This is a genomic window from Pseudomonas sp. Irchel 3E20 (assembly GCF_900187645.1).
In the GTDB taxonomy this organism is placed as follows: Bacteria; Pseudomonadota; Gammaproteobacteria; order Pseudomonadales; family Pseudomonadaceae; genus Aquipseudomonas.
In genome coordinates this window covers 106,898-129,689 of sequence record NZ_FYEE01000010.1, presented here as the reverse complement: position 1 = coordinate 129,689, position 22,792 = coordinate 106,898, and the positions used below count along the sequence as shown (strand labels likewise).

The following is a 22,792-nucleotide window of genomic DNA, read 5'->3' as shown; positions in this document are numbered from 1 at the left end:
TGTGCGATGAACCACAACGCGTCTTTCACGCCGCCCAGTTTGCTGATGGCCACTATCGGCCTGTCCCTGGCGACTTTTATGCAGGTGCTCGACACCACCATTGCCAACGTCGCGTTGCCGACTATCTCGGGCAACCTGGGGGTGAGTTCGGAGCAGGGCACCTGGGTCATCACTTCGTTCGCAGTGAGCAACGCTATCGCCCTGCCGCTGACGGGTTGGCTGAGCCGGCGCTTTGGCGAGGTGAAACTGTTTTTGTGGGCCACGGTGCTGTTCGTACTGGCCTCTTTTTTGTGCGGCATCTCCACCTCGATGCCCGAGCTGATCGGCTTTCGCGTGCTGCAAGGCCTGGTGGCCGGGCCGTTGTACCCGATGACCCAGACCCTGCTGATTGCCGTCTACCCGCCGGCCAGGCGAGGCATGGCCCTGGCGCTGCTGGCGATGGTCACGGTGGTGGCGCCCATCGCCGGGCCGATCCTCGGCGGCTGGATCACCGACAGCTACAGTTGGCCGTGGATTTTCTTCATCAACGTGCCCATCGGCATTTTTGCGGTGATGGTGGTGCGCCAGCAGCTCAAGGCGCGTCCGGTGGTCACCCGCCACCAGCCCATGGACTACGTCGGTTTGCTCAGCCTGATCGTGGGCGTCGGTGCGTTGCAGATCATTCTCGACAAGGGCAATGACCTGGATTGGTTCGAGTCCAACTTCATCATTGTCGGCGCGTTGGTTTCGGTGGTGGCGCTGGCGGTGTTTGTCATCTGGGAAATGACCGACAAGCATCCGGTGGTCAATCTGCGCTTGTTCGCCCACCGTAACTTCCGCATCGGCACCCTCGTGTTAGTACTCGGTTACGCCGGGTTCTTTGGCATCAACCTGATTCTGCCGCAGTGGTTGCAGACGCAAATGGGCTACACCGCGACTTGGGCCGGGCTAGCGGTGGCGCCAATCGGCATCCTACCGGTGCTGATGTCGCCATTCGTGGGAAAGTACGCCCACAAATTCGACCTGCGCCTGCTGGCGGGCCTGGCGTTCCTGGCCATTGGCCTGAGTTGCTTTATGCGCGCCGGGTTCACCCACGAGGTGGATTTCCAGCACATCGCCCTGGTGCAGTTGTTCATGGGCATTGGCGTGGCGCTGTTCTTCATGCCGACCTTGAGCATCCTGATGTCAGACCTGCCGCCGCACCAGATCGCCGACGGCGCGGGGCTGGCCACCTTCCTACGCACCCTGGGCGGCAGCTTCGCGGCGTCGCTGACCACCTGGATCTGGATTCGCCGGGCCGACCAGCACCATGCCTACATGAGCGAAAACATGACCACCTACGACCCGGCCACGCGAGACGCCTTGCAGGCGCTCGGTGGAGCAGGGCACAAGGCTTACGCGCAACTGGACCAGATTCTCACCAGCCAGGCCTACATGATGTCTACCGTGGATTACTTCACGTTGCTGGGGTGGATGTTCATGGGGCTGATGCTGCTGGTATGGCTGGCCAAGCCGCCCTTTACGGCCAAAGCGGGGCCGGCAGCTTCCGGCCATTGAGGCTGCGATTCCTGCTCTTACAGGAGGGCGGAGTTATGTCACTAGCCAAGGGCTGGCGATCATAGCGTTCTGCAATTCTGCCGCCCGGCCGGTTTATTTTGTATTTGATTAATACGCCCTTCCTAGCGGACCAGTGATCTTGTTCACTCGCGTCCGCATCCCAAACTGCTGCACCCATCGGTGTGCACGCCGTTAAATCCTTATCTGTGCCTTTGGATGAGTAAGTTCACCTTTCCCACAAGTAGGTGTTCTTATGGAGTTGTGTTTCGAGGAATTATCCTTATTAAACTGCAAGAAGCATGTTTTTACAGTTTGCAGTAAATATTCACAAAGTCTTTTTTGGATTTTTCCTACTTGGTTTGGTTTGTTCGACCTACCTGCTCAGGTGAATCGGGCGACATATATATAAAAAAAGGTCGCGGATACTCCTCTGGCGTCGGACGGAGCCGACTTTTGATGTAAGTAGTTGGAAACTCCAGACTTTCGGCGCTTCTAAAAAACCCTTCTTGATAACAGCGGTTGTTGCTTTTTCAGCGACGGCTCGAGGCCCTCTGAATGACATGACAGTCTGGGGGTTAATTATTAAGTGGGGTTGTAAGTCGCACTGACTATATCGCTGGGTTAATACGTCCTGCGCACAGTCGTGACAGGAATAGTTCAAGATATTTATTAGGTGAAAATCTGTATGAAAAGTAAGTTCAAAACTGCACTGCTGTCCGTTGGGCTGCTGATGGGTTCGGTTACCGCTGCGCAAGCGGCGGACGGCACCGTTACGTTTTTGGGGTCGGTGCATTCGGGGGCTTGTTCCATCAAGCCGGAATCTGTCGATCAGAGCGTTCACTTGGGGTCGATTGCAAAGCATCAACTGATGGCGGGAGGGAAGTCCACCCCCAGAAGTGTGTTCATAGAACTTGAAGGTTGCGATTTGACCGGCCTCACCGACAAGACGGTGACGACGACCTTCACGGGTGCACCCTCCGCAGCAGTGCCGGGTGCGCTGGGTACGGTCGGCGGCGCGGGCGGCGTGGGCATCATGATGACCCACGGCGATAAGCTCGTTGAACTGGGTGTTCCAACGACCCCGCAACTTATTACTGCCGGTAACAACACGCTGGAATTCGGTGCGTACGTACAAGGTGCCGCCACGGCGCCGATCATTCCGGGTGATTTCAGTGCGGTAGCCAACTTTACCTTGGCTTATCAGTAAGGCTTCGCCCCTGCCACTTTCGGGTGGCAGGGGACACTGGTGGGAGATCCCGGTGAATACATTCATGCATCTCGCTGCTGCCTCTTCTTTAACGGTGTTCATTGCCCCTTGGGTTTTCGCTCAGGCGACTACTCAGGGCGATGGGACAGTGCTGTTGGGCGGGCAAGTGGTTGACTCCGCCTGCGGGCTGGAAGTGACAACGGTCGATCAAACGATTGAGATGGCTCCCGAGCCCATTGGCCGGCTGTTGCGGTACGGGCAGGGCAATACGCAGCCCTTTGAGTTGCGTCTGGTTAATTGTTCATTGACACGCCCTGATCCATCTCGCCCAGGCCAAAACCTGCCTGACTGGCAGCACCTGCGCGTGACCTTTGACGGTCCCCGAGACAGAGGCGGGCGTTCCTTTGCGGTCTCTGGTGACTCGCAAGGGGTCGCTCTTCATATTGAAGATGTGAATGGCCAAGAGAGTGTTCCGGGTGTGCCAATGGCGCTGCAACCATTGGCTGAAGGTGACATGACACTTCACTACACGCTTCGCTTGGTCGGCAATGGGTTGTCGATGTTGGCCGGGGCTCATACAGCGGCAGTGAAGTTCAAGTTGGAATACTTTTGAACAGTAATGGGTTGTTTGCATGTTGAATACGTCGACGCTCAAAAATACGCTCCGCCCAAGTATATTTGGCGGGCTGATGTCGCTGGCCGGAACCGCATTAGGTGCCGCGGATATCGAGTTCAATACCGACGTTCTGGATCTGAGTGATCGCACGAATATTGATTTGTCTCAGTTTGCCCGTAGTGGGTTTGTTATGCCTGGCACTTATTCGATGATGGTGCAGGTTAATGCCCAGGCTATTGCCGAGCAATCAGTCGCGTTTTATCCCCCTGACAATGACCCCAAGGGCAGTCAGGCTTGTTTAACTGAAGATCTGGTGGAACTACTGGGCCTCAAAGCCTCAGAAGTTGCCGCACTCGTCGGCTGGAAAGGTGGGCAGTGCCTGGATATCAAAGGCTTGGCCGGCGTTGAAGTCAGTGCAGATTTGGCCACCTCGACACTGAACATCAACATCCCCCAGGCCTATCTGGAATACAGCGCCATCAACTGGGACCCGCCTTCTCGCTGGGATGAAGGGGTGCCCGGGCTGCTGCTTGACTACAACATGACGGCGCAGTCCAACTATCAAAAGAAAGACGGCACCCGCAATAGCCTCAGTGGTAACGGAACACTGGGAGCCAATGCCGGGGCATGGCGTTTGAGGGCCGATTGGCAGGGGCGAGTAGACAACCGAAGTGAGGCGTTGCCGGTCGGTCAGAAACTGGAATGGAGCCGTTATTACGCGTATCGCGCCGTTCCGTCATTGAAGGCGCGGCTGGTGGTGGGCGAGGACTACTTGTATTCGGACCTGTTTGACAGCTTTCGTTTTACCGGGGCTGCACTCAAGTCGGATGAAAGCCAACTGCCGCCCAATTTGCGTGGTTACGCACCGCAAGTGGTAGGCGTCGCCAAGACTAATGCCAAAGTCATCATCAGCCAGCAAGGGCGTGTGCTGTATGAAACGCTTGTTGCGGCAGGGCCTTTTCGCATCCAGGACCTTAGCGATGCGGTGTCCGGCACGCTGGATGTGCGGGTGGAAGAGCAAGACGGAACCGTGCAGAGATTCCAGATGGATACGGCAGGCGTTCCCTACCTGACCCGACCAGGGCAGATTCGGTACAAGCTCGCCACCGGCAGACCGTCCAATCTCCAGCACGGTGGTGACGGCGACTTTTTCGGTACCGGCGAATTCTCCTGGGGGATCAGCAATGGCTGGTCGCTTTTGGGCGGTGGTATAGCTGATAGCAACTACCGTGCGCTGACTCTCGGTGTGGGCCGTGACCTGATGGCATTCGGGGCTGTATCGCTGGATGTGACGCAGTCCCATGCCGATGTTTGGAATGAGTCGTTGTCGGGCAAGTCCTACCGTCTTCAATACTCCAAGAACTTTGAACGATACGACAGCCAAGTAACGTTCGCCGGTTATCGGTTTTCCGATAAGAACTTCCTGAGCATGGGGGAATATCTGGACGCCCGCCATTACGGGTTGAATGGTGAACTTGCCGGGCGGCACGACGAAATGAATGACCGTGGTAGTAGCTGGAGGCCGATTGGCGATAGCAAGGCCCTTTATACGGTAACGATGAGCAAGCAATTCCGTGACCTGGGAGCCACTGTCTACGCCAGTTATAACAAACGAACTTATTGGGGACAGCCGGATAGTTCGCGCTGGAATCTATCGTTATCCCGCTACTTCAATGTGGGGTCCGTCAAAAACATGAGCTTGTCCCTGAACATGTATCGCAGCCAGGATTACAACTATAAGGACAACGGTATGGCGCTGACCGTCAGCCTGCCATTGGGGCGCACCGGCACACTGTCGCTGGATGCAAATAGAGCGGCAGGCCAAAACACGTTTTCAACACGCTACAGCGACCGCATCGATGAACGTAACAGCTATCAACTGAGCGCCAGCAACAACGCTGCCAGCGGCTATCTGAATCATGTCGGTGATTGGGCCGATATTGATCTGAGCGCCAGCACCCAACAAGGCGATAGCCGCACCCTCGGTGCCTCAATTCGCGGTGGTGGCACGCTGACGGCTCATGGTGGCGCCCTGCATCGTACCAACAGCCAGGGTGGCACCCGCCTGATGATCGATACCGGCGGTGTACCCGATGTACCTATGCGGGGTTACGGCGCACCGACGCGCACCAACGCCTTTGGCAAAGCGGTCATTTCCGACATCGGTAGCTATCAGCGTACGGCGGCCAGTGTCGATTTGGAGAGCCTGCCTAGCAATGTCGAAGCCACACAATCGGTGACGCAACTGACGCTCACTGAAGGGGCAATCGGTTATCGCGCAATTGACGTGATTTCGGGTGAGAAGGCCATGGCGGTGCTGCGCCTGCCTGATGGTAGTTCGCCACCCTTTGGCGCGACGGTGAAAAACATGAAGCAGCAGGACACCGGGATCGTGAATGACGACGGCAACGTCTACCTGAGCGGCATTCATGCCGGCCAGCAGATGGTCGTCAGTTGGGGCGGCGTCAAGCGTTGCACATTAACGCTTCCTGTCGTTTTGCCGGCCGATAGCTTGACCGATGTTCTGCAACTGCGATGCCAAATGGTAATCGCCGATCAATCCTTACCCAAGCCAGACGCGCTGAGCGGCAAGCGCAACGATACGGAGAACACAGCCTCATGATGTTTCATTCGCACCCCGCACCCTGGGTCTTTGCACTGTTGGTTTCAGGCTTGAGCCATAGCGCTTGGGCTGCTGTCGGTCTGGACCGTACCCGTGTGATTTTCGATGGAAGCAAAGACGCCACCAGCGTGAGCATCACTAACAACAATACCCAGCTTCCGTATTTGGCCCAGGGTTGGATCGAGGATGAAGCCGGCGAAAAAATCACCTCGCCCCTGATCGTACTGCCGCCCGTTCAGCGATTGGAGCCAGGCAAACAGAGCCAGGTGAAAGTGCAGGCATTACCCGCTGCCAAGTCGCTGCCACAAGACCGGGAGACTATCTATTACTTCAATTTGAGGGAGATTCCGCCGCGCAGCGACAAGGCCAACACCCTGCAAATCGCGCTGCAAACCCGGATCAAGTTGTTTTACCGTCCGCAGGCGATCGCACCCAGCCAGCAAGACCTTGCCAATCCCTGGCAGGAAAAGCTGACCCTTACCCGCGAAGGCCAACATTACCGGGTGCACAACCCAACGCCTTACTACGTGACCCTAGTGGATGCGCGCAGCAGTAAGGAGGGTAAAACCCTGGCGCAGTTCGAGCCGCTGATGGTCCCGCCCAAAGGCTCACAGACCTTGGGCCCAACGGCCAAAGCACTTGGTACGACGCCGTATTTGTCCTATGTGAATGATTACGGCGGCCGTCCGCTACTGGCGTTCACGTGCAGTGGCGGGACGTGCAAGGTGAATTCGCAAGCATCAGCGCCTGGTCAGTAGTACCTGCTGCAGGAGAACGTCATGAAGTTGCATACAGTGAAGGTTTTGGGCTGCCTATGGGTGGCCTTGGTGGGGCAGGTATACGCCGCGGATGAAGAGGATGTCGAAGGCGCAGTCGGGATGCTCAATGTGAAGGGCTCCATGTATGAAACCCCTTGCAGTGTGGAGATGGCCTCCCAGTATCAAACGGTCGACCTGGGCGCCATATCTGCCGGTCGGTTGCAACGGGCGGGCGATCAGGCCGACTCCGTGGCTTTTCAACTGCGCTTCGATGATTGTCAGCGAACCGCGGGCCGTATCGTTAACGAGCGTACGGGAAACCTGGTCTGGAGCGCCCATCAACCGGTGCTCTCGGTGACGTTTGTCGCGCCTGCCGATGCCGATGACCCGCGATTGGTCAAGGTGCAGGGTGTAACTGGAATGGGGCTGCGTTTGACCGACGCTCTGGGGCGCGATGTGCCGTTGGGCGCCAGAGGGGAGCCTCTGTTCATACCCACCGGCGACAGCATGCAAACCTGGAATGTCCAGCCCACGCGAACCTCTGCGCCACTGACCAGCGGGGCATTTCGGGCTGTGGTGGATTTCAGGCTCAATTATGAGTGAGGGCAGAACAATGACCAGGTTAACCGGCTCGCGGGCCATGTTTATCGGCGCGGGCCTACTGTGGGTTGTCAGTTCGGGTGCGCAAGCCGATGCCAACCTGAACATCCGCGCAGTCATCATTGCACCTCCGCCCTGTGTCATTAACAGTGGCGGCACGCTGAACATACCGTTTGGCAACGACCTGCTGACGTCACGGATCGACGGCGTCAATTACCGTCGAAACGTGCCTTATACGGTCACGTGCGACTCCCCCTTCAGCAACGCGATGACGCTGGAACTCAAAGGCACGGGAGCTTCGTTTGATAGCAAGGTGCTCCTGACCCGCAATACGGATCTTGGCGTAAAGCTGTTCGTCAACGGTGCCGATTGGCCGCTCAATACGGCGGTGAAATTTACCCATCCCAACTTTCCGGTGGTGCAAGCAGTGCCGGTTAAACGTGCAGGCAGCCAGTTGAGGGGCGGAACTTTCGATGCGGCTGCCACCCTCGTGGTCGAGTACCAATGAAGAGCACTGATAAAGAGGAACGATCCATGACAAGTTGGCCGCAGCGAGCATTACTCGCCTTGTGTTCAATCGGCCTTTGCAGTGGTGCGTCGGCCAACCTGACATTCAGCGGAACACTGAACGCGCCTCCGCCGTGCACGATTGACTCGGGCAGCACGATTGAAGTCGATTTTGGCGATGTCGGGATCAAGCGTGTCGACGGGGTGCAATACCGCAGGGGCGTGGGTTACACCATCCAATGTGGCACCGACACACTGCCGTGGTTACTCAAGTTGAGTGTCAACGGCACGGCAACCACGTTTGACCCATCGGCGGTGCAGAGCAGCGTGCCTGAATTGGGCATTCGGCTGTTTCAGAACAACGTGCCGTTCTCACTCAACACGCCACTGAATATCACCCTGTCGTCACCGCCCACATTGGAAGTTGTACCCGTCAAACGGCCCGGTTCGGTTCTGACGCCAGCACCGTTCACGGCGGTGGCCACATTGTTGGCCGAATACCAATAGGAGCCGAGATTTATGGGACGTGAAAACATTCATTGGGGCCGTGGCCTGTTGGCGTTGCTGCTCACCGCAGGCTTGGCCCCCATGGTGCATGCAGTGGACAACCTGCGGCTCAAAGGAAATCTGGTTGCCCAGGCCTGCACGATCCGCCCGGGCGATGAAGCCATCACCCTGCAGCTTTGGGACCTCACCAGCAAGCACCTTTACATCAACACGCGTTCGGAGGGTAAAGGGTTCAAGCTGCACCTGGAGGATTGCGATACCACCATTGGCGATACGGTCACCGTCATGTTCGGTGGGGTCGAAAACCGCGAGCTGCCTGGCTTGTTCGCGCTTGATGGTGGCAGTGGCGCCTCAGGTATCGGGCTGGGGCTGGAAACGCTGAGTGATAAGCCACTGCCCATCAACAGAGTCAGCGACAAACAGGTTTTGACCAACGGTAACAACGTGATCGAGCTAAAAGCCTATGTGCAGGGTGAGCCGCAGGCGATTAGGGACGAGACCATCGGGCCTGGCGCTTACAGGGTGACTTCCACGTTTACGCTGGATTATCCGTAGCTGTGAACCGTCATACATAGACAAACAGCCTAAGACAAACCTCAACTCTCTTCTGGGCGGCTTTAACGTGCGGGCTGATGTTCGCTGGGAGGTGTTCGGATAGAAGAGCAACGAGAGATCAACATGAAACGACTAAATACAGCCATTGTGCTTCTCGTCCTGATATGTGTTACGCCGATCGCGAGAGCCGTTGATTGCCGTGTGAATGGCGGACCCTGGACCACGTTAATCACCGGGAATATAAATCTTGAGGTTCCCGTAAATGTCCGATTGGATACGGCCCAGCCGTATATCTTGCTCGAAGGGGCGCGGCTCGAGTGTCGCTACACGATCGGTCCCCAGACTCCATCTTGGGGGGTAGACTATTGGGCAACTGGCAGCAATGCCGGGACCCCTTGGGAACCTGGCCCCAAATTCGCTCTAGAGGGCACTGGATTACGAGTAAACGGAACGTTCCAAAACAGCCCTGTTCCTATTGGCATTAGGGTGATTTCGATGCCTGACAATGCAATTGCTTATCCCATCAATGTTACGCCTTACATTTTGATGCGTAACAATCCGAGCAATCCTATCGACATTAGAGTAGGGGACAACCTCGGCTTGTTACGTATGACCCAGACCAACAATGAAGATAACCGTTCGGTGAGTCTTGCGGTCAGGTACATTGCCAACAACAACTTCACCGTCTCACCCTCAACTTGCACCATCAACAATAACAACCCGATCGAGATCAACTTCGGCGACGTCCACCAGAGGGCAATCGGCACCGATCCACTGAGCAGTCCCATTAGCAGCAGCCGCAGACTTACCTACGCCTGCCCGCAGCCCGGGATTACCTCGCCGATCACCATTACGTATAAAGGAACCCCCACAGCGTTCAATGACCGCCTGTTGAGCATGAGCAATGCGGATGTGGGCACGGCAATGGTTCGTGGCGGGTCGGCGGTTCGGGTGAACGGTTCGTTCCTGACTCAGATTACCAACAGCAGCGGGGGCGACGATGTGACATTCACGCTCGTTAGGCGAGCGGGCTCCCTACCGGCCGCCGGGGCCATCAGCGGCAGCGGTGTACTGATAATGGGGGTGCCATGATGCTCGCCTGTGCAAGCGCAAGTGTCAGGCGCCGGGCTGCGGTTTGACGAAATCGAAGGCTGCCAGTTGGAACCCTTGCTCATCCACCTGCAATGCCCAGCCTTGCTTGTCCCAGTCTCCCAGTACGATGCGCTTGGCGGCGTGTTCGCCCAGTTGCAACTTGTGGATGGCGGGGCGGTGCGTGTGGCCGTGAACCAGGGTCTTGACCCCGTAGTGCTGCATGATGCGCGGCACTTCTTCAGGGGTGACATCAACGATGTCGTTGGCTTTCATGCGGGTTTGCGCACGGCTTTCACTGCGCAGTTTACGCGCCAGCCTGTGGCGGGCGCCCAGGGGCAGGTGACGCAGGATAAACAGGGTAATGGGGTGGCGCAGGTAGCGGCGCAGCTTCATATAGCCGATATCGCGGGTACACAGGCTGTCGCCGTGCATCAGTAGCACCGGTTCGCCATTGAGTTGCACGACGCTGGGGTCCTTGAGCAAGGTGGCGCCAGCGGCCTTGCAGAACGCTTGGCCCAGCAGGAAATCGCGGTTGCCGTGCATCAGAAAAATCTGGGTGCCATGGTCGCTCAAGTCCCGCAGCGCCTGGCAGATGGAACGCTGGAACGGCGTCATGGCGTCGTCGCCGATCCAGGCTTCAAAAAAGTCGCCCAGAATGTACAACGCCTGGGCCGAGCGGGCACGCCCGCCGAGCAAATCCAGAAACGCCCGGGTAATGTCCGGGCGCTCCTCTTCCAGATGCAAATCTGAAATCAGCAATATCACTCAATGATCTCGGCTTTCTCGATCACTACGTCTTCGGCCGGTACGTCCTGGTGGCCGGATTTCATGGTGGTAGCCACGCCCTTGATCTTGTCGACCACGTCAGTGCCTTCGATCACTTTGGCGAACACGGCATAACCCCAACCCTGCACATTCTTGCCGCTGTGGTTGAGGAAACTGTTGTCGGCGACGTTGATGAAGAACTGCGCGGAGGCCGAATGCGGCTCCATGGTGCGGGCCATGGCGACGGTGTACTTGTCGTTGGAAAGACCGTTGTCGGCTTCGTTCTGGATGCTTGGGCGCTTGTCTTTCTTTTCTTTCATGCCGGGCTCGAAACCGCCGCCCTGGATCATGAAGTTACCGATGACGCGGTGGAATACGGTGTTTTCGTAGTGGCCGGCGTTTACGTATTCGATGAAGTTGGCCACGGTGATCGGGGCTTTCTCGGCGTTCAGCTCCAGCACGATGTCGCCGTGGTTGGTGGTCAGTTTGACTTGGGTCATGTTCGCTACTCGTTCAATGAATGCATGGGTTTCGGGGCGCGGGCCCCCAACCGGTTTAGCCGCCAGCGGCGCAGGCTGCGCAGTTTAGCGTGGCCGGCGTGGATTTCGAGGGGGTTTTTCAAAACAGATGCATTAAACGCGGCTGTTTTACCGGGCTTCTCTGTCAGCGGCTTGACAGCATCGGCTATGATAGCCGCTTTGTTTTGTCCGGCCCCATGAAGGCCAAGCACCTGTACGCCCAAGGATCCTATGAGCAAGCCCACTGTCGACCCGACCTCGAATGCCAAGACCGGCCCAGCCGTGCCGGTCAACTTCCTGCGCCCGATCATCCAGGCGGACCTGGACTCGGGCAAGCACACTCAGATCGTCACCCGCTTTCCGCCGGAGCCCAACGGCTACCTGCACATCGGCCATGCCAAGTCGATCTGTGTGAACTTCGGCGTGGCCCAAGAGTTCGGTGGCGTCACGCACCTGCGTTTTGACGACACCAACCCAGCCAAGGAAGACCAGGAATACATCGACGCCATCCAGAGCGACATCAAGTGGCTGGGCTTTGAGTGGTCCGGCGAAGTGCGCTACGCCTCGCAGTATTTCGAGCAACTGCACGACTGGGCGGTGGAGCTCATCAAGTCCGGCAACGCCTATGTCTGCGACCTGACCCCCGAGCAAGCCAAGGAGTACCGCGGCAACCTCACCGAGCCGGGCAAGAACAGCCCGTTCCGCGAGCGTTCGGTAGAAGAGAACCTGGACTGGTTCGCCCGCATGCGCGCCGGTGAGTTCCCGGACGGCGCCCGGGTGCTGCGGGCCAAGATCGACATGGCCTCGCCGAACATGAACCTGCGCGACCCGATCATGTACCGCATCCGCCACGCCCACCACCACCAGACCGGCGACACCTGGTGCATCTACCCCAACTACGACTTCACCCACGGTCAGTCGGACGCCATCGAAGGCATCACCCACTCGATCTGCACCCTGGAATTCGAAAGCCACCGCCCACTGTACGAGTGGTTCCTGGACAAGCTGCCGGTGCCCGCGCACCCGCGCCAGTACGAATTCAGCCGCCTGAACCTGAACTACACCATCACCAGCAAGCGCAAGCTCAAGCAGTTGGTGGACGAGCAGCACGTCCACGGTTGGGATGACCCGCGCATGTCCACGCTTTCGGGTTTCCGCCGCCGTGGCTACACGCCCAAGTCGATCCGCAATTTCTGCGAAATGATCGGCACCAACCGTTCCGATGGCATCGTCGATTTCGGCATGCTGGAATTCAGCATCCGTGACGACCTCGACCACAGCGCCCCGCGCGCCATGTGCGTGCTACGCCCGCTGAAAGTGGTCATCACCAACTACCCAGAAGGTCAGGTCGAGAACCTCGAACTGGCGTGCCACCCCAAAGAAGACATGGGCGTGCGCGTACTGCCGTTTGCCCGCGAGATCTACATCGACCGCGACGACTTCATGGAAGAACCGCCAAAGGGCTACAAGCGCCTGGAACCGGCCGGTGAAGTGCGCCTGCGCGGCAGCTACGTGATTCGCGCCGACGAAGCGATCAAGGACGCCGAGGGCAACATCGTCGAACTGCGTTGCTCCTACGATCCCGAAACCCTGGGTAAAAACCCCGAAGGGCGCAAGGTGAAAGGCGTGGTGCACTGGGTGCCGGCCGCCGCCAGCGTCGAGTGCGAAGTGCGCCTGTATGACCGTCTGTTCCGCTCCGCCAACCCGGAGAAGGCCGAAGACGGCGAAAGCTTCCTGAACAACATCAACCCTGACTCCCTGCAGGTCCTCACCGGTTGTCGTGCCGAGCCATCGCTTGGCAATGCACAGCCGGAAGACCGTTTCCAGTTCGAGCGCGAAGGCTACTTCTGCGCGGATATCAAGGACTCGAAACCCGGTCACCCGGTATTCAACCGTACCGTGACCCTGCGTGACTCCTGGGGTCAGTGATTCAAGGAAGCTAACGTGCTAACGATCTACAACACGCTCACCAAGAGCAAAGAAGCCTTCAAGCCGCTCGATGGCAACAAGGTGCGCATGTACGTGTGCGGCATGACCGTGTACGACTACTGCCACATCGGCCATGGCCGCAGCATGGTCGCCTTCGACCTGGTGACCCGCTGGTTGCGTTTCAGCGGCTATGACCTGACGTACGTGCGCAACATCACCGACATCGACGACAAGATCATCAACCGCGCCAACGAAAACGGCGAGTCGTTCGACGCGCTCACCGAGCGCATGATCGCCGCCATGCACGAGGACGAGGCCCGCCTCAACATCCTCAAGCCCGACATGGAACCGCGGGCCACGGACCACATCCCGGGCATGCACGCGATGATCCAGGCCCTGATCGACAAGGGTTACGCCTACGCCCCCGGTAATGGCGACGTGTACTACCGCGTCGCCAAGTTCATGGGCTACGGCAAGCTGTCGCGCAAGAAGATCGAAGACCTGCGCATCGGCGCGCGGATCGAGGTCGACGAGTCGAAGCAGGACCCGCTGGATTTCGTCCTGTGGAAAGCCACCAAGCCCGGCGAGCCGAGCTGGGAGTCGCCGTGGGGCGCCGGGCGGCCGGGCTGGCACATCGAATGCTCGGTGATGTCCACCTGCTGCCTGGGCGAGACCTTCGACATCCATGGCGGCGGTAGCGACCTGGAGTTCCCGCACCACGAGAACGAAATCGCCCAGAGCGAAGCCGCCACCGGCAAGACCTACGCCAATGCCTGGATGCACTGCGGCATGATCCGCATCAATGGCGAGAAGATGTCCAAGTCCTTGAACAACTTCTTCACCATTCGCGACGTGCTGGCTAAGTACCACCCGGAAGTGGTGCGCTACCTGCTGGTGTCGAGCCACTACCGCAGCGCTATCAACTACTCCGAAGACAACCTCAAGGACGCCAAGGGCGCCCTGGAGCGGTTCTACCATGCGTTGAAAGGCCTGCCGAACGTGGCGCCGGCCGGTGGCGAAGGGTTTGTCGAGCGTTTCACCCAGGTGATGAACGACGACTTCGGCACCCCGGAAGCCTGCGCCGTGCTGTTTGAGATGGTGCGCGAGATCAACCGCCTGCGCGAGAGCGACCTGGACGCCGCGGCTGGCTTGGCCGCACGCCTGAAGGAACTGGCCAGCGTGCTGGGGGTGTTGCAGCTTGAAGCCGACGACTTCCTTCAGGCCGGTGCCGAAGGCCGGGTGGACGCAGCGCAGGTTGACGCGCTGATCCAGGCGCGCCTGAACGCCCGCGCCAACAAGGACTGGGCCGAATCCGACCGCATCCGCGACCAGCTCACCGCCCTGGGCGTGGTGCTGGAAGACGGCAAGGGCGGCACGACCTGGCGCCTGGCGGACTGATCGCCAGCCCCGCCGCCAACAAAAACCCGCCTTGTGCGGGTTTTTTTTGGTTTGAAGGCTCGGGTTTTGGGGTGTGGTGGCTTCTGCCATCGGGGGCTCGCCCGCGATGACCATTTTCAAGCCGACCTCCCGATAACCTGTTTATGGGCCAAAACCGCTAACGCATCTGGCGCAACCGCTTGTACAGCGTGTTGCGGCTGACCCCCAGGCGTCGGGCGAGGTGGGAGATATTGCCGCCCGTGGCTTGCAGTTCGCGGGCCAGGGCTTGAGGGTCGTTGAGGTCGATCGGCCGCAATGGCGGGGTGTCGTGTGGCGCCATGTGCAGGTCGAGCAAGAACTCGTCTGGCAGATGCTCCACCCGGATCGGCTGGTGTTGGGCCATGGCCAGGGCCACCTGGATCACGCTGCTGGCCTGGCGCAGGTTGCCGGGCCAGGGGTGGCGCTCGAACAGTTCCAGCACTTCGGGGCTCAGGCCGGCCCACTGATGGGGTTCGCGGTGCTGTTCCCACAGACGTGTGAACAGCACCTGTTTGTCGGTGCGCTCGCGCAGCGGCGGCAGTTGCAGGGTCAGGCCGCCGATGCGGTAGTACAGGTCTTCGCGAAAGCGGCCCTGCTGTACCTGCTCGCGCAATGGGTGGTTGGTGGCCGACAGGATGCGAATATCGACCGGGTACAACTGGCTACAGCCCACCGGTTGCACGCAGCGCTCCTGCAACACCCGCAGCAGCCGCGCCTGGGTGGCTAGCGGCATATCGCCGACTTCATCGAGAAACAAGGTGCCTTTGTCCGCTTGGCGGATCAGGCCGATGCTGCCCTTGTGGTGGGCGCCGGTGAATGCGCCTTTCTCATAGCCAAACAGTTCCGATTCCACCAGTTCGGCGGGGATCGCCGCGCAGTTCACGGCGATCAGCGGTTTTGCCCGACGTGAGCCGGCCTGGTGCAGGGCCTTGACGAAGACTTCCTTGCCCACGCCTGTCTCGCCATGGATCAGCAGGGGAATGTCTTTTTCAATTAGGCGTTCGGCCTGGCGCACGGCTTTTTCCATGCGCGGGTCGCCGCCGTGCAGGCTGTCCAGGCCCAGGTGCGCGGCGGCCGGCGCGGATTGGCGGGGCGCGGGCTTGGGCCGCGGGCGTTTGAGCAGGCACTGGAAGCGGCTGCGGCCGGCGGCGTGCAGGGCGAAGGGCAGGCCATCGCCGTGGTTGCGTAACTCGGCCAGGGCGACGTTGAACAGGTAATCGACTTGGCCTTGGGCCAGGTTCACGCCCAACAGGTTGTCGGCGCGGCGGTTGGCTGCCAACACCCGGCCGTCCTCGTCGAACACCAGCAACCCGGCCCATTGGCTGTCAAGGTTGTTGGGGCCGGTGTTAAAGGTCAGCTGCCAGTGTTCGTCGTGGAACAGGTCGAGGATCAGGCGGTTTTCCACGCTCTGGCTCATCATCCGCACCATGCCCAGGGTGTGGGAGGGCGGCAGGTAGCTGTCGCTGGACACGTCCAATACGCCAATCACCTGGCGGGCGGCGTCGAAAATCGGCGCCGCCGAGCCGGTCATGAAGCGATTGGCCTTGAGAAAGTGTTCATCGTGCTCGATATGCACCGCTTGGCCGCAGGCCAGCGCGGTGCCAATGGCGTTGGTGCCGGTACTGCATTCGCGCCAACTGGCCCCGGCCTGGAAGCCTCGGGCCAGGGCCGGCTGGATAAAACGCTGGGTGCCCCATGCCGTGAGTACTTGGCCCTGGCGGTCGGCCAGCATCATCAGGCAGTTGGAGTTACTCAGGATGTTTTCGTAATAAGGCAGCACCTCCTGGCGGGTGATGTGGACCAGGGGTTGGTGGCTTTCCAATAGTTGGGCGAGGGCCGGCTCTGCTGGCGGCTCAAAGCACGGTGCGCTCTGATGGCTGAGGCCGAAGGCCCGGCAGCGCGACCAGGAATCGCGCACGATGGCGTCGTGGGGCAGGGGTGGAGCCGGTGCGGCCATGGGAACAGCCTCTGAGTGACGTTCTTATTGTTGTTAGGGCGCCAAGCGTGCAAAAGCGTCCATGGAGTGTTGTTCAGGATTGTTCATTGTCAAACCGCGCACTGTTCAAGTGTTCAGTGGCCACTGTTCATTTGTGTTCAGCCTCGAACAGCGGTGGTCCTTGGGTTGCGGGAAAAACTCGCAGGATCAATGGCTTGCGATTTCTGGCATGAATGTCGCTGTGTGGCTGCGGTCGCTTAACTGCAAGCATAAAAGGCCCAGCCATGTCACTGACCCTGGAGCACGTCTGCCGCACTGTCGAAGGCCAGGTATGGATCGACGATTGTTCGCTGCGGTTTGAACCCGGTTCCTTCAACGTGCTGCTGGGCCGTACCTTGTCCGGCAAGACCAGCCTGATGCGCTTGATGGCCGGCCTGGACCGGCCCGACAGCGGCCGGGTGCTGATGAACGACATCGACGTCACCGGCCAACCGGTGCGCCGGCGCAATGTGTCGATGGTTTACCAGCAGTTCATCAACTACCCGACCCTGACGGTGTTCGAGAACATCGCCTCGCCCCTGCGCCAGGCCGGCGTAGCGGTGGCGGTGATCGAGGAAAAAGTCCTGCAAGCGGCACGCATGCTGCGTATCGAGAAGTTCTTGCCGCGCTATCCACTGGAGCTTTCCGGTGGCCAGCAGCAGCGCACGGCGATGGCTCGGGCCCTGGTCAAGGACGCTGGGTTGATCCTGTTCGACGAACCCCTGGTCAACCTCGACTACAAGTTGCGCGAAGAACTGCGCCAGGAGATGCGCGAGTTGTTCCAGGCGCGCCATACCATTGCCATCTACGCCACCACCGAGCCCAACGAGGCCCTGGCCCTGGGCGGCACGACCACGATTTTGCACGAGGGCCGGGTGGTCCAGAGCGGCCCGACCGCCGAGGTCTATCACCAGCCACGCACGGTGCTGGCTGCCGAACTGTTTTCCGAGCCGCCGATCAACCTGATACCGGGGCGTATCGCGGGCAATGAGGTGAGTTTCGCCAACTTCGTGCATTTCCCCCTTAACCTCGACTTGCGCCCGGTGGGCGAGGGTGAGTTCCGCTTTGGCGTGCGCCCCAGCCATATCTCGCTGCTGCCTGGCAACGATGACGACCTGGAGCTGGCGGTCACCGTGGAAGTGGCGGAAATCAGCGGCTCGGAAACCTTCCTGCACGTGCGCAACGAGCATTTCCTGCTGGTGCTGCACCTGCCCGGCGTGCACGAGTACGACGTCGATGCGCCGATCCGCATCTACATCCCCACCCACAAGCTCTTCGTCTTCGATGCCCAGGGGCGCTTGCTCCAGGCGCCAGGGCGGCGTATCGCGAGGGTCGCCTGATGGCTCAGATCTGCTTGCAGCACCTGGCTCACAGCTACAGCCCTACGCCCAATGGGCCTGAGGACTACGCGATACGGGAAATGAACCATACCTGGGAGCAAGGCGGCGCCTACGCGCTGCTGGGGCCTTCGGGGTGCGGCAAGTCCACCTTGCTCAACATCATTTCCGGGTTGCTCAGCCCCTCCGAGGGCCAGGTGTTGTTCGACGGGCGCATCGTCAATGAGTTGACCCCCGAGCGGCGCAACATCGCCCAGGTTTTCCAGTTTCCGGTGGTGTACGACACCATGACCGTGTTCGACAACCTGGCCTTCCCCCTGCGCAACCAGGGCATGGCCGAGGCGCAGGTGCGCACTAAGGTGCAGGAGATCGCCGAGGTGCTTGACCTCACGCCGTTGCTGGGCAGGAAGGCACGCAACCTCAGCGCCGATGAAAAGCAGAAAGTCTCCATGGGCCGTGGCCTGGTGCGCGACGACGTGTCGGCGATCCTGTTCGACGAGCCACTGACGGTGATCGACCCGCACCTGAAATGGAAGCTGCGGCGCAAGCTCAAGCAGATCCACGAGCAGTTCAACATCACCATGGTCTACGTCACCCACGACCAGTTGGAAGCGTCCACCTTCGCCGACAAGATCGCCGTGATGTATGGCGGGCAGATCGTGCAGTTCGGTACGCCGCGGCAACTGTTCGAGCGCCCTAGCCATACCTTTGTCGGCTATTTCATCGGCAGCCCTGGGATGAATCTGATTGAGGTGCGGGCCGAGCCCGGTGGCGTGGGGTTCGCCGGCACCCATCTGGCGCTGCCCGAGGCATTACAGCGGCGTATTGGCGAAACCGCCTACAAAACCCTGAAAGTCGGCATCCGCCCGGAATTCATTCACCTGTGGGATGAGCCTTGCGACGACGCCTTGCAGGCCGGAGTCCTGCATGTCGAAGACCTGGGCACCTACAAAGTGCTCACCCTTGACCTGGACGGCGCGGTGCTCAAAGTACGCCTGGCCGAGGACAAGCCGTTGCCCGAGGGGCGGGCGTCCATCAGTTTTCCGGCGCAGTGGCTGATGGTCTATGCCGACGACTACCTGCTGCAGGTGCAGCCATGAGCAAGGTGCAGAACAACAAGGCCTGGTGGCTGGTGTTGCCGGTGTTCCTGCTGGTGGCGTTCAGTGCGGTGATCCCGATGATGACGGTGGTCAACTACTCGGTGCAGGACATTTTCGACCAGTCCAGCCGCTATTTTGTCGGCGCCGACTGGTATCGCCAGGTGCTGCTGGACCCGCGCCTGCACGACTCGCTGTTGCGTCAGTTCATCTATTCGGCCTGTGTGTTGCTGATCGAAATCCCCCTGGGCATCGGCATCGCCCTGACCATGCCGGCCAAGGGCCGTTGGTCGTCGCTGGTGCTGATCGTGTTGGCGATTCCGCTGCTGATTCCGTGGAACGTGGTGGGCACTATCTGGCAGATATTCGGCCGCGCCGACATCGGCCTGATGGGGTCGAGCCTCAATGCCCTGGGTATCGACTACAACTACGCGGCCAACACCCTGGACGCCTGGGTCACGGTGCTGGTGATGGACGTGTGGCACTGGACGTCCCTGGTGGCCCTGCTGTGTTATTCGGGGTTGCGGGCCATTCCGGACGTGTACTACCAGGCTGCGCGTATCGACCGGGCGTCGGCCTGGGCGGTGTTTCGCCACATCCAGTTGCCGAAGATGAAAAGCGTGCTGTTGATCGCGGTGATGCTGCGCTTCATGGACAGTTTCATGATCTACACCGAACCGTTCGTGCTGACCGGTGGCGGGCCGGGCAATGCCACCACCTTCCTCAGCCAGACCCTGACCCAGATGGCCGTCGGCCAGTTCGACCTGGGCCCGGCGGCGGCGTTTTCCCTGGTGTACTTCCTGATAATCCTGCTGGTGTCGTGGCTGTTCTACACCGCCATGACCCACGCTGACAGCCAGCGTTGAGGCCCCTGCCATGCCATTGAAAAAAGCCCTGCCGTTGCTGCTCTACATCCTGTTCCTGCTGGTGCCGATCTACTGGCTGCTGAACATGTCCTTCAAGAGCAACACCGAAATCCTCGGCGGCCTGACCCTGTTTCCCCAGGACTTCACCCTGGCCAACTACAAGGTCATCTTCACCGACCCCAGTTGGTACACCGGCTACCTCAACTCGCTGTACTACGTAAGCCTTAACACGGTGATCTCCCTGGGGGTGGCACTGCCGGCGGCCTACGCCTTCTCGCGCTATCGCTTTCTGGGGGACAAGCACTTGTTCTTCTGGCTGCTGACTAACCGCATGGCACCGCCGGCGGTGTTTTTGCTGCCGTTTTTCCAGCTGTACTCCTCCATTGGCCTATTCGATACCCATATTGCCGTGGCCCTGGCCCATTGCCTGTTCAACGTGCCGTTGGCGGTGTGGATCCTCGAAGGCTTCATGTCGGGGGTGCCCAAGGAAATCGACGAAACGGCCTACATCGACGGCTATAGCTTTCCCCGGTTCTTCGTGAAAATTTTCATCCCGCTGATTGGCTCCGGCATCGGCGTGACGGCGTTTTTTTGCTTCATGTTTTCTTGGGTCGAACTGCTGCTGGCGCGCACCCTGACCTCGGTCAACGCCAAGCCTATCGCGGCGGTTATGACCCGCACCGTGTCCGCCTCGGGCATCGACTGGGGCGTGCTGGCGGCGGCCGGGGTGCTGACGATTTTGCCGGGCATGCTGGTGATCTGGTTTGTCCGCAACCATGTGGCCAAGGGCTTTGCCCTGGGCCGGGTGTGAGGAAACGATGATGCAATGGATGGCCTGGACCACCCCCACCGCGCTGTTTTTCACCGCCATTGCCCTGGTGCTGGCGGCCATGACCACCTGGGAGTTGCGCTCGCCCAGCGTGCCCCGGCGTGGTTTTTTGCCGATCAGCACCACCCGTGGTGATCGCCTGTTTATCGGTCTTCTCGGCAGCGCCTACCTGCATTTGCTGGTCATTGGCGTCACCGACTGGAGCATCTGGGGCGCGTGTGCGCTGTCCCTGGTGTGGCTGTTGGCTGTGATGCGATGGGGCTAGTTCGGCGAGCACGCCCTGAAACCCAAACCGGAGGTCTCTATGTTCGACAAAAACAACAAGCTGCGACATAGCATTTCAGTGGCAGCCGCCCTGGCCCTGTGCACCTTGAGCGCGGCGGCCTGGGCCGACGCCTACGAAGAGGCGGCGAAAAAATGGATCGGCAGCGAGTTCAAGCCATCCACCCTCAGCCAGGAGCAGCAACTGCAGGAGTTGCAGTGGTTTATCAAGGCGGCCGAGCCGTTTCGCGGGATGAAGATCAACGTCGTCTCGGAAACCCTGACCACCCATGAATACGAGTCCAAGGTGCTGGCCAAGGCTTTCAGCGAAATCACCGGGATCAAGTTGACCCACGATCTGTTGCAAGAAGGCGACGTGGTGGAAAAGCTGCAAACCCAGATGCAATCGGACAAGAACATCTATGACGGCTGGGTCAATGATTCGGACTTGATCGGTACGCATTTTCGCTACGGCAAGACCCAATCCATCACCGACCTGATGGCCAATGAAGGCAAGGACTACACCTCTCCCACCCTTGATCTGAAGGACTTCATCGGTATTTCCTTCACCACCGCGCCGGACGGCAAGGTCTACCAGCTCCCCGACCAGCAGTTCGCCAACCTGTACTGGTTCCGCGCCGACTGGTTCGAGCGGGCGGACCTGAAGGCTAAGTTCAAGGAAAAGTACGGCTACGAGCTGGGCGTGCCGGTGAACTGGTCGGCCTATGAAGACATCGCCAAGTTCTTCACCGAAGACGTCAAGGAGATCGACGGTAAGCGGGTTTACGGGCACATGGACTACGGCAAGAAAGACCCGTCCCTGGGCTGGCGCTTCACCGATGCCTGGTTTTCCATGGCCGGTGGCGGCGACAAGGGCCTGCCCAACGGCTTGCCGGTCGACGAGTGGGGGATTCGCGTCGAGGACTGCCACCCGGTGGGGTCGAGCGTGACCCGCGGTGGCGATACCAACGGCCCGGCGGCGGTCTACGCCACGCAAAAATACGTGGACTGGATGAAGGCCTACGCGCCACCGGAAGCGGCGGGCATGACCTTCTCCGAATCGGGGCCGGTGCCGTCCCAGGGCAACATCGCCCAGCAGATCTTCTGGTACACGGCCTTCACTGCCGACATGACCAAGCCCGGCCTGGCGGTGATGAACGCCGACGGCACGCCGAAATGGCGCATGGCGCCGTCGCCGCGCGGGCCGTACTGGGAGGAGGGCATGAAGCTGGGGTATCAGGACGTGGGGGCCTGGACCTTCCTCAAATCCACCCCGGAAAAACAGAAGTTGGCGGCGTGGCTGTACGCGCAGTTCGTGACCTCGAAAACCGTGTCGCTGAAGAAAACTATCGTCGGCTTGACGCCGATCCGCGAGTCGGACATCAACTCCCAGGCCATGACCGACCTGGCACCGAAACTCGGCGGGCTGGTGGAGTTCTACCGCAGCCCGGCGCGGGTGCAATGGACGCCGACCGGCACCAACGTGCCGGACTATCCGCGCCTGGCGCAGCTGTGGTGGAGCCATATTTCGGAAGCGGCCAGCGGCGAGAAAACCCCGCAACAAGCCCTCGATGGCCTGGCCAAGGACCAGGACGCGATCATGACCCGGCTTGAGCGCTCCAAGGTGCAACCGACCTGCGGGCCGAAAATGAACCCCGAGCGGGACGCGCAATACTGGTTCGACCAACCCGGTGCGCCCAAGCCGAAACTGGCCAACGAAAAACCCAAGGGTGAAACCGTGGCCTATGGCGAACTGCTCAAATCCTGGGAGGCGGCGCGCAAGTAGCAAGCGAGCTTG

General features: G+C 59.8%; 21 protein-coding genes. 18 read left to right on the top strand and 3 right to left on the bottom strand.

The genetic code is table 11. The features are described from left to right. Positions 1-6: 6 nt before the first annotated feature. From CKW13_RS18200 to CKW13_RS18155, 10 genes are all read left to right on the top strand, one after another. Positions 7-1,536: a DHA2 family efflux MFS transporter permease subunit gene (locus tag CKW13_RS18200; protein WP_095109983.1), complete on the top strand. Its 1,530-nt coding sequence runs from the start codon at positions 7-9 to the stop codon at positions 1,534-1,536. A 685-nt stretch (positions 1,537-2,221) separates the two neighbouring features. Then, on the top strand, positions 2,222-2,743 hold the full coding sequence (locus CKW13_RS18195; protein WP_095109982.1) for a fimbrial protein: 522 nt from the start codon (positions 2,222-2,224) through the stop codon (positions 2,741-2,743). 52 nt (positions 2,744-2,795) lie between these two features. After that, positions 2,796-3,356, top strand: a complete 561-nt coding sequence (locus CKW13_RS18190; RefSeq protein ID WP_095109981.1) for a fimbrial protein — start codon at positions 2,796-2,798, stop codon at positions 3,354-3,356. A 19-nt stretch (positions 3,357-3,375) separates the two neighbouring features. Then, complete coding sequence (locus CKW13_RS18185; protein ID WP_095109980.1) at positions 3,376-5,982, top strand: outer membrane usher protein; 2,607 nt, start codon at positions 3,376-3,378, stop codon at positions 5,980-5,982. Next, positions 5,979-6,740: a fimbria/pilus periplasmic chaperone gene (locus CKW13_RS18180; RefSeq protein ID WP_095109979.1), complete on the top strand. Its 762-nt coding sequence runs from the start codon at positions 5,979-5,981 to the stop codon at positions 6,738-6,740. Before CKW13_RS18185 ends, CKW13_RS18180 begins: the two co-directional genes overlap by 4 nt. A gap of 21 nt (positions 6,741-6,761) precedes the next feature. Further along, positions 6,762-7,343 carry a fimbrial protein gene (locus tag CKW13_RS18175; RefSeq protein ID WP_095109978.1) on the top strand — a complete coding sequence of 194 codons (582 nt, stop codon included), beginning with the start codon at positions 6,762-6,764 and terminating at the stop codon, positions 7,341-7,343. Between the two features lie 10 nt (positions 7,344-7,353). Further along, positions 7,354-7,848, top strand: coding sequence for a fimbrial protein (locus tag CKW13_RS18170; protein WP_095110081.1), 495 nt, complete (start codon positions 7,354-7,356; stop codon positions 7,846-7,848). 26 nt (positions 7,849-7,874) lie between these two features. Further along, a complete protein-coding gene (locus tag CKW13_RS18165; RefSeq protein WP_095109977.1) occupies positions 7,875-8,354 on the top strand; it encodes a fimbrial protein in 480 nt (159 codons plus the stop codon). Between the two features lie 12 nt (positions 8,355-8,366). Further along, on the top strand, positions 8,367-8,909 hold the full coding sequence (locus CKW13_RS18160) for a fimbrial protein (protein ID WP_095109976.1): 543 nt from the start codon (positions 8,367-8,369) through the stop codon (positions 8,907-8,909). Between the two features lie 123 nt (positions 8,910-9,032). After that, the gene (locus tag CKW13_RS18155; RefSeq protein WP_095109975.1) at positions 9,033-10,001 is read left to right on the top strand and encodes a fimbrial protein; all 969 of its coding nucleotides are present in this window, start codon (positions 9,033-9,035) and stop codon (positions 9,999-10,001) included. Positions 10,002-10,025: 24 nt separating this feature from the next. Here the strand turns inward: CKW13_RS18155 and CKW13_RS18150 are convergent, their stop codons facing one another. Beyond that, complete coding sequence (locus tag CKW13_RS18150; RefSeq protein ID WP_095109974.1) at positions 10,026-10,766, bottom strand: UDP-2,3-diacylglucosamine diphosphatase; 741 nt, start codon at positions 10,764-10,766, stop codon at positions 10,026-10,028. Further along, positions 10,763-11,266 (bottom strand): peptidylprolyl isomerase, encoded by a 504-nt coding sequence (locus CKW13_RS18145; protein ID WP_095109973.1) that lies wholly within the window; start codon positions 11,264-11,266, stop codon positions 10,763-10,765. Before CKW13_RS18145 ends, CKW13_RS18150 begins: the two co-directional genes overlap by 4 nt. Before the next feature lie 249 nt (positions 11,267-11,515). On the opposite strand from CKW13_RS18145, the gene CKW13_RS18140 reads away from it, so the two are divergent. Beyond that, a complete protein-coding gene (locus CKW13_RS18140; RefSeq protein WP_095109972.1) occupies positions 11,516-13,213 on the top strand; it encodes a glutamine--tRNA ligase/YqeY domain fusion protein in 1,698 nt (565 codons plus the stop codon). Between the two features lie 15 nt (positions 13,214-13,228). Further along, the gene (cysS, locus tag CKW13_RS18135) at positions 13,229-14,611 is read left to right on the top strand and encodes a cysteine--tRNA ligase (protein ID WP_095109971.1); all 1,383 of its coding nucleotides are present in this window, start codon (positions 13,229-13,231) and stop codon (positions 14,609-14,611) included. Positions 14,612-14,768: 157 nt separating this feature from the next. Here the strand turns inward: cysS and CKW13_RS18130 are convergent, their stop codons facing one another. Beyond that, positions 14,769-16,586, bottom strand: coding sequence for a sigma-54-dependent Fis family transcriptional regulator (locus CKW13_RS18130; protein ID WP_095109970.1), 1,818 nt, complete (start codon positions 16,584-16,586; stop codon positions 14,769-14,771). A 263-nt stretch (positions 16,587-16,849) separates the two neighbouring features. Here CKW13_RS18130 and CKW13_RS18125 point away from each other — a divergent pair, with 263 nt between their 5' ends. Genes CKW13_RS18125 through CKW13_RS18100 form a run of 6 tightly spaced genes read left to right on the top strand, consistent with a single transcriptional unit; the run spans position 16,850 to position 22,780 of the window. Further along, complete coding sequence (locus CKW13_RS18125) at positions 16,850-17,944, top strand: ABC transporter ATP-binding protein (protein WP_095109969.1); 1,095 nt, start codon at positions 16,850-16,852, stop codon at positions 17,942-17,944. After that, positions 17,944-19,041, top strand: coding sequence for an ABC transporter ATP-binding protein (locus CKW13_RS18120; protein ID WP_095109968.1), 1,098 nt, complete (start codon positions 17,944-17,946; stop codon positions 19,039-19,041). Before CKW13_RS18125 ends, CKW13_RS18120 begins: the two co-directional genes overlap by 1 nt. Next, the gene (locus CKW13_RS18115; RefSeq protein WP_095109967.1) at positions 19,038-19,904 is read left to right on the top strand and encodes a carbohydrate ABC transporter permease; all 867 of its coding nucleotides are present in this window, start codon (positions 19,038-19,040) and stop codon (positions 19,902-19,904) included. The genes CKW13_RS18120 and CKW13_RS18115 overlap by 4 nt, the downstream gene beginning before the upstream one ends. 10 nt (positions 19,905-19,914) lie before the next feature. Continuing rightward, positions 19,915-20,715, top strand: coding sequence for a carbohydrate ABC transporter permease (locus CKW13_RS18110; RefSeq protein WP_095109966.1), 801 nt, complete (start codon positions 19,915-19,917; stop codon positions 20,713-20,715). A gap of 10 nt (positions 20,716-20,725) precedes the next feature. After that, on the top strand, positions 20,726-20,998 hold the full coding sequence (locus CKW13_RS18105) for a DUF2160 domain-containing protein (protein ID WP_095109965.1): 273 nt from the start codon (positions 20,726-20,728) through the stop codon (positions 20,996-20,998). Positions 20,999-21,037: 39 nt separating this feature from the next. Further along, positions 21,038-22,780 (top strand): ABC transporter substrate-binding protein, encoded by a 1,743-nt coding sequence (locus tag CKW13_RS18100; RefSeq protein WP_095109964.1) that lies wholly within the window; start codon positions 21,038-21,040, stop codon positions 22,778-22,780. Positions 22,781-22,792 lie beyond the last annotated feature (12 nt).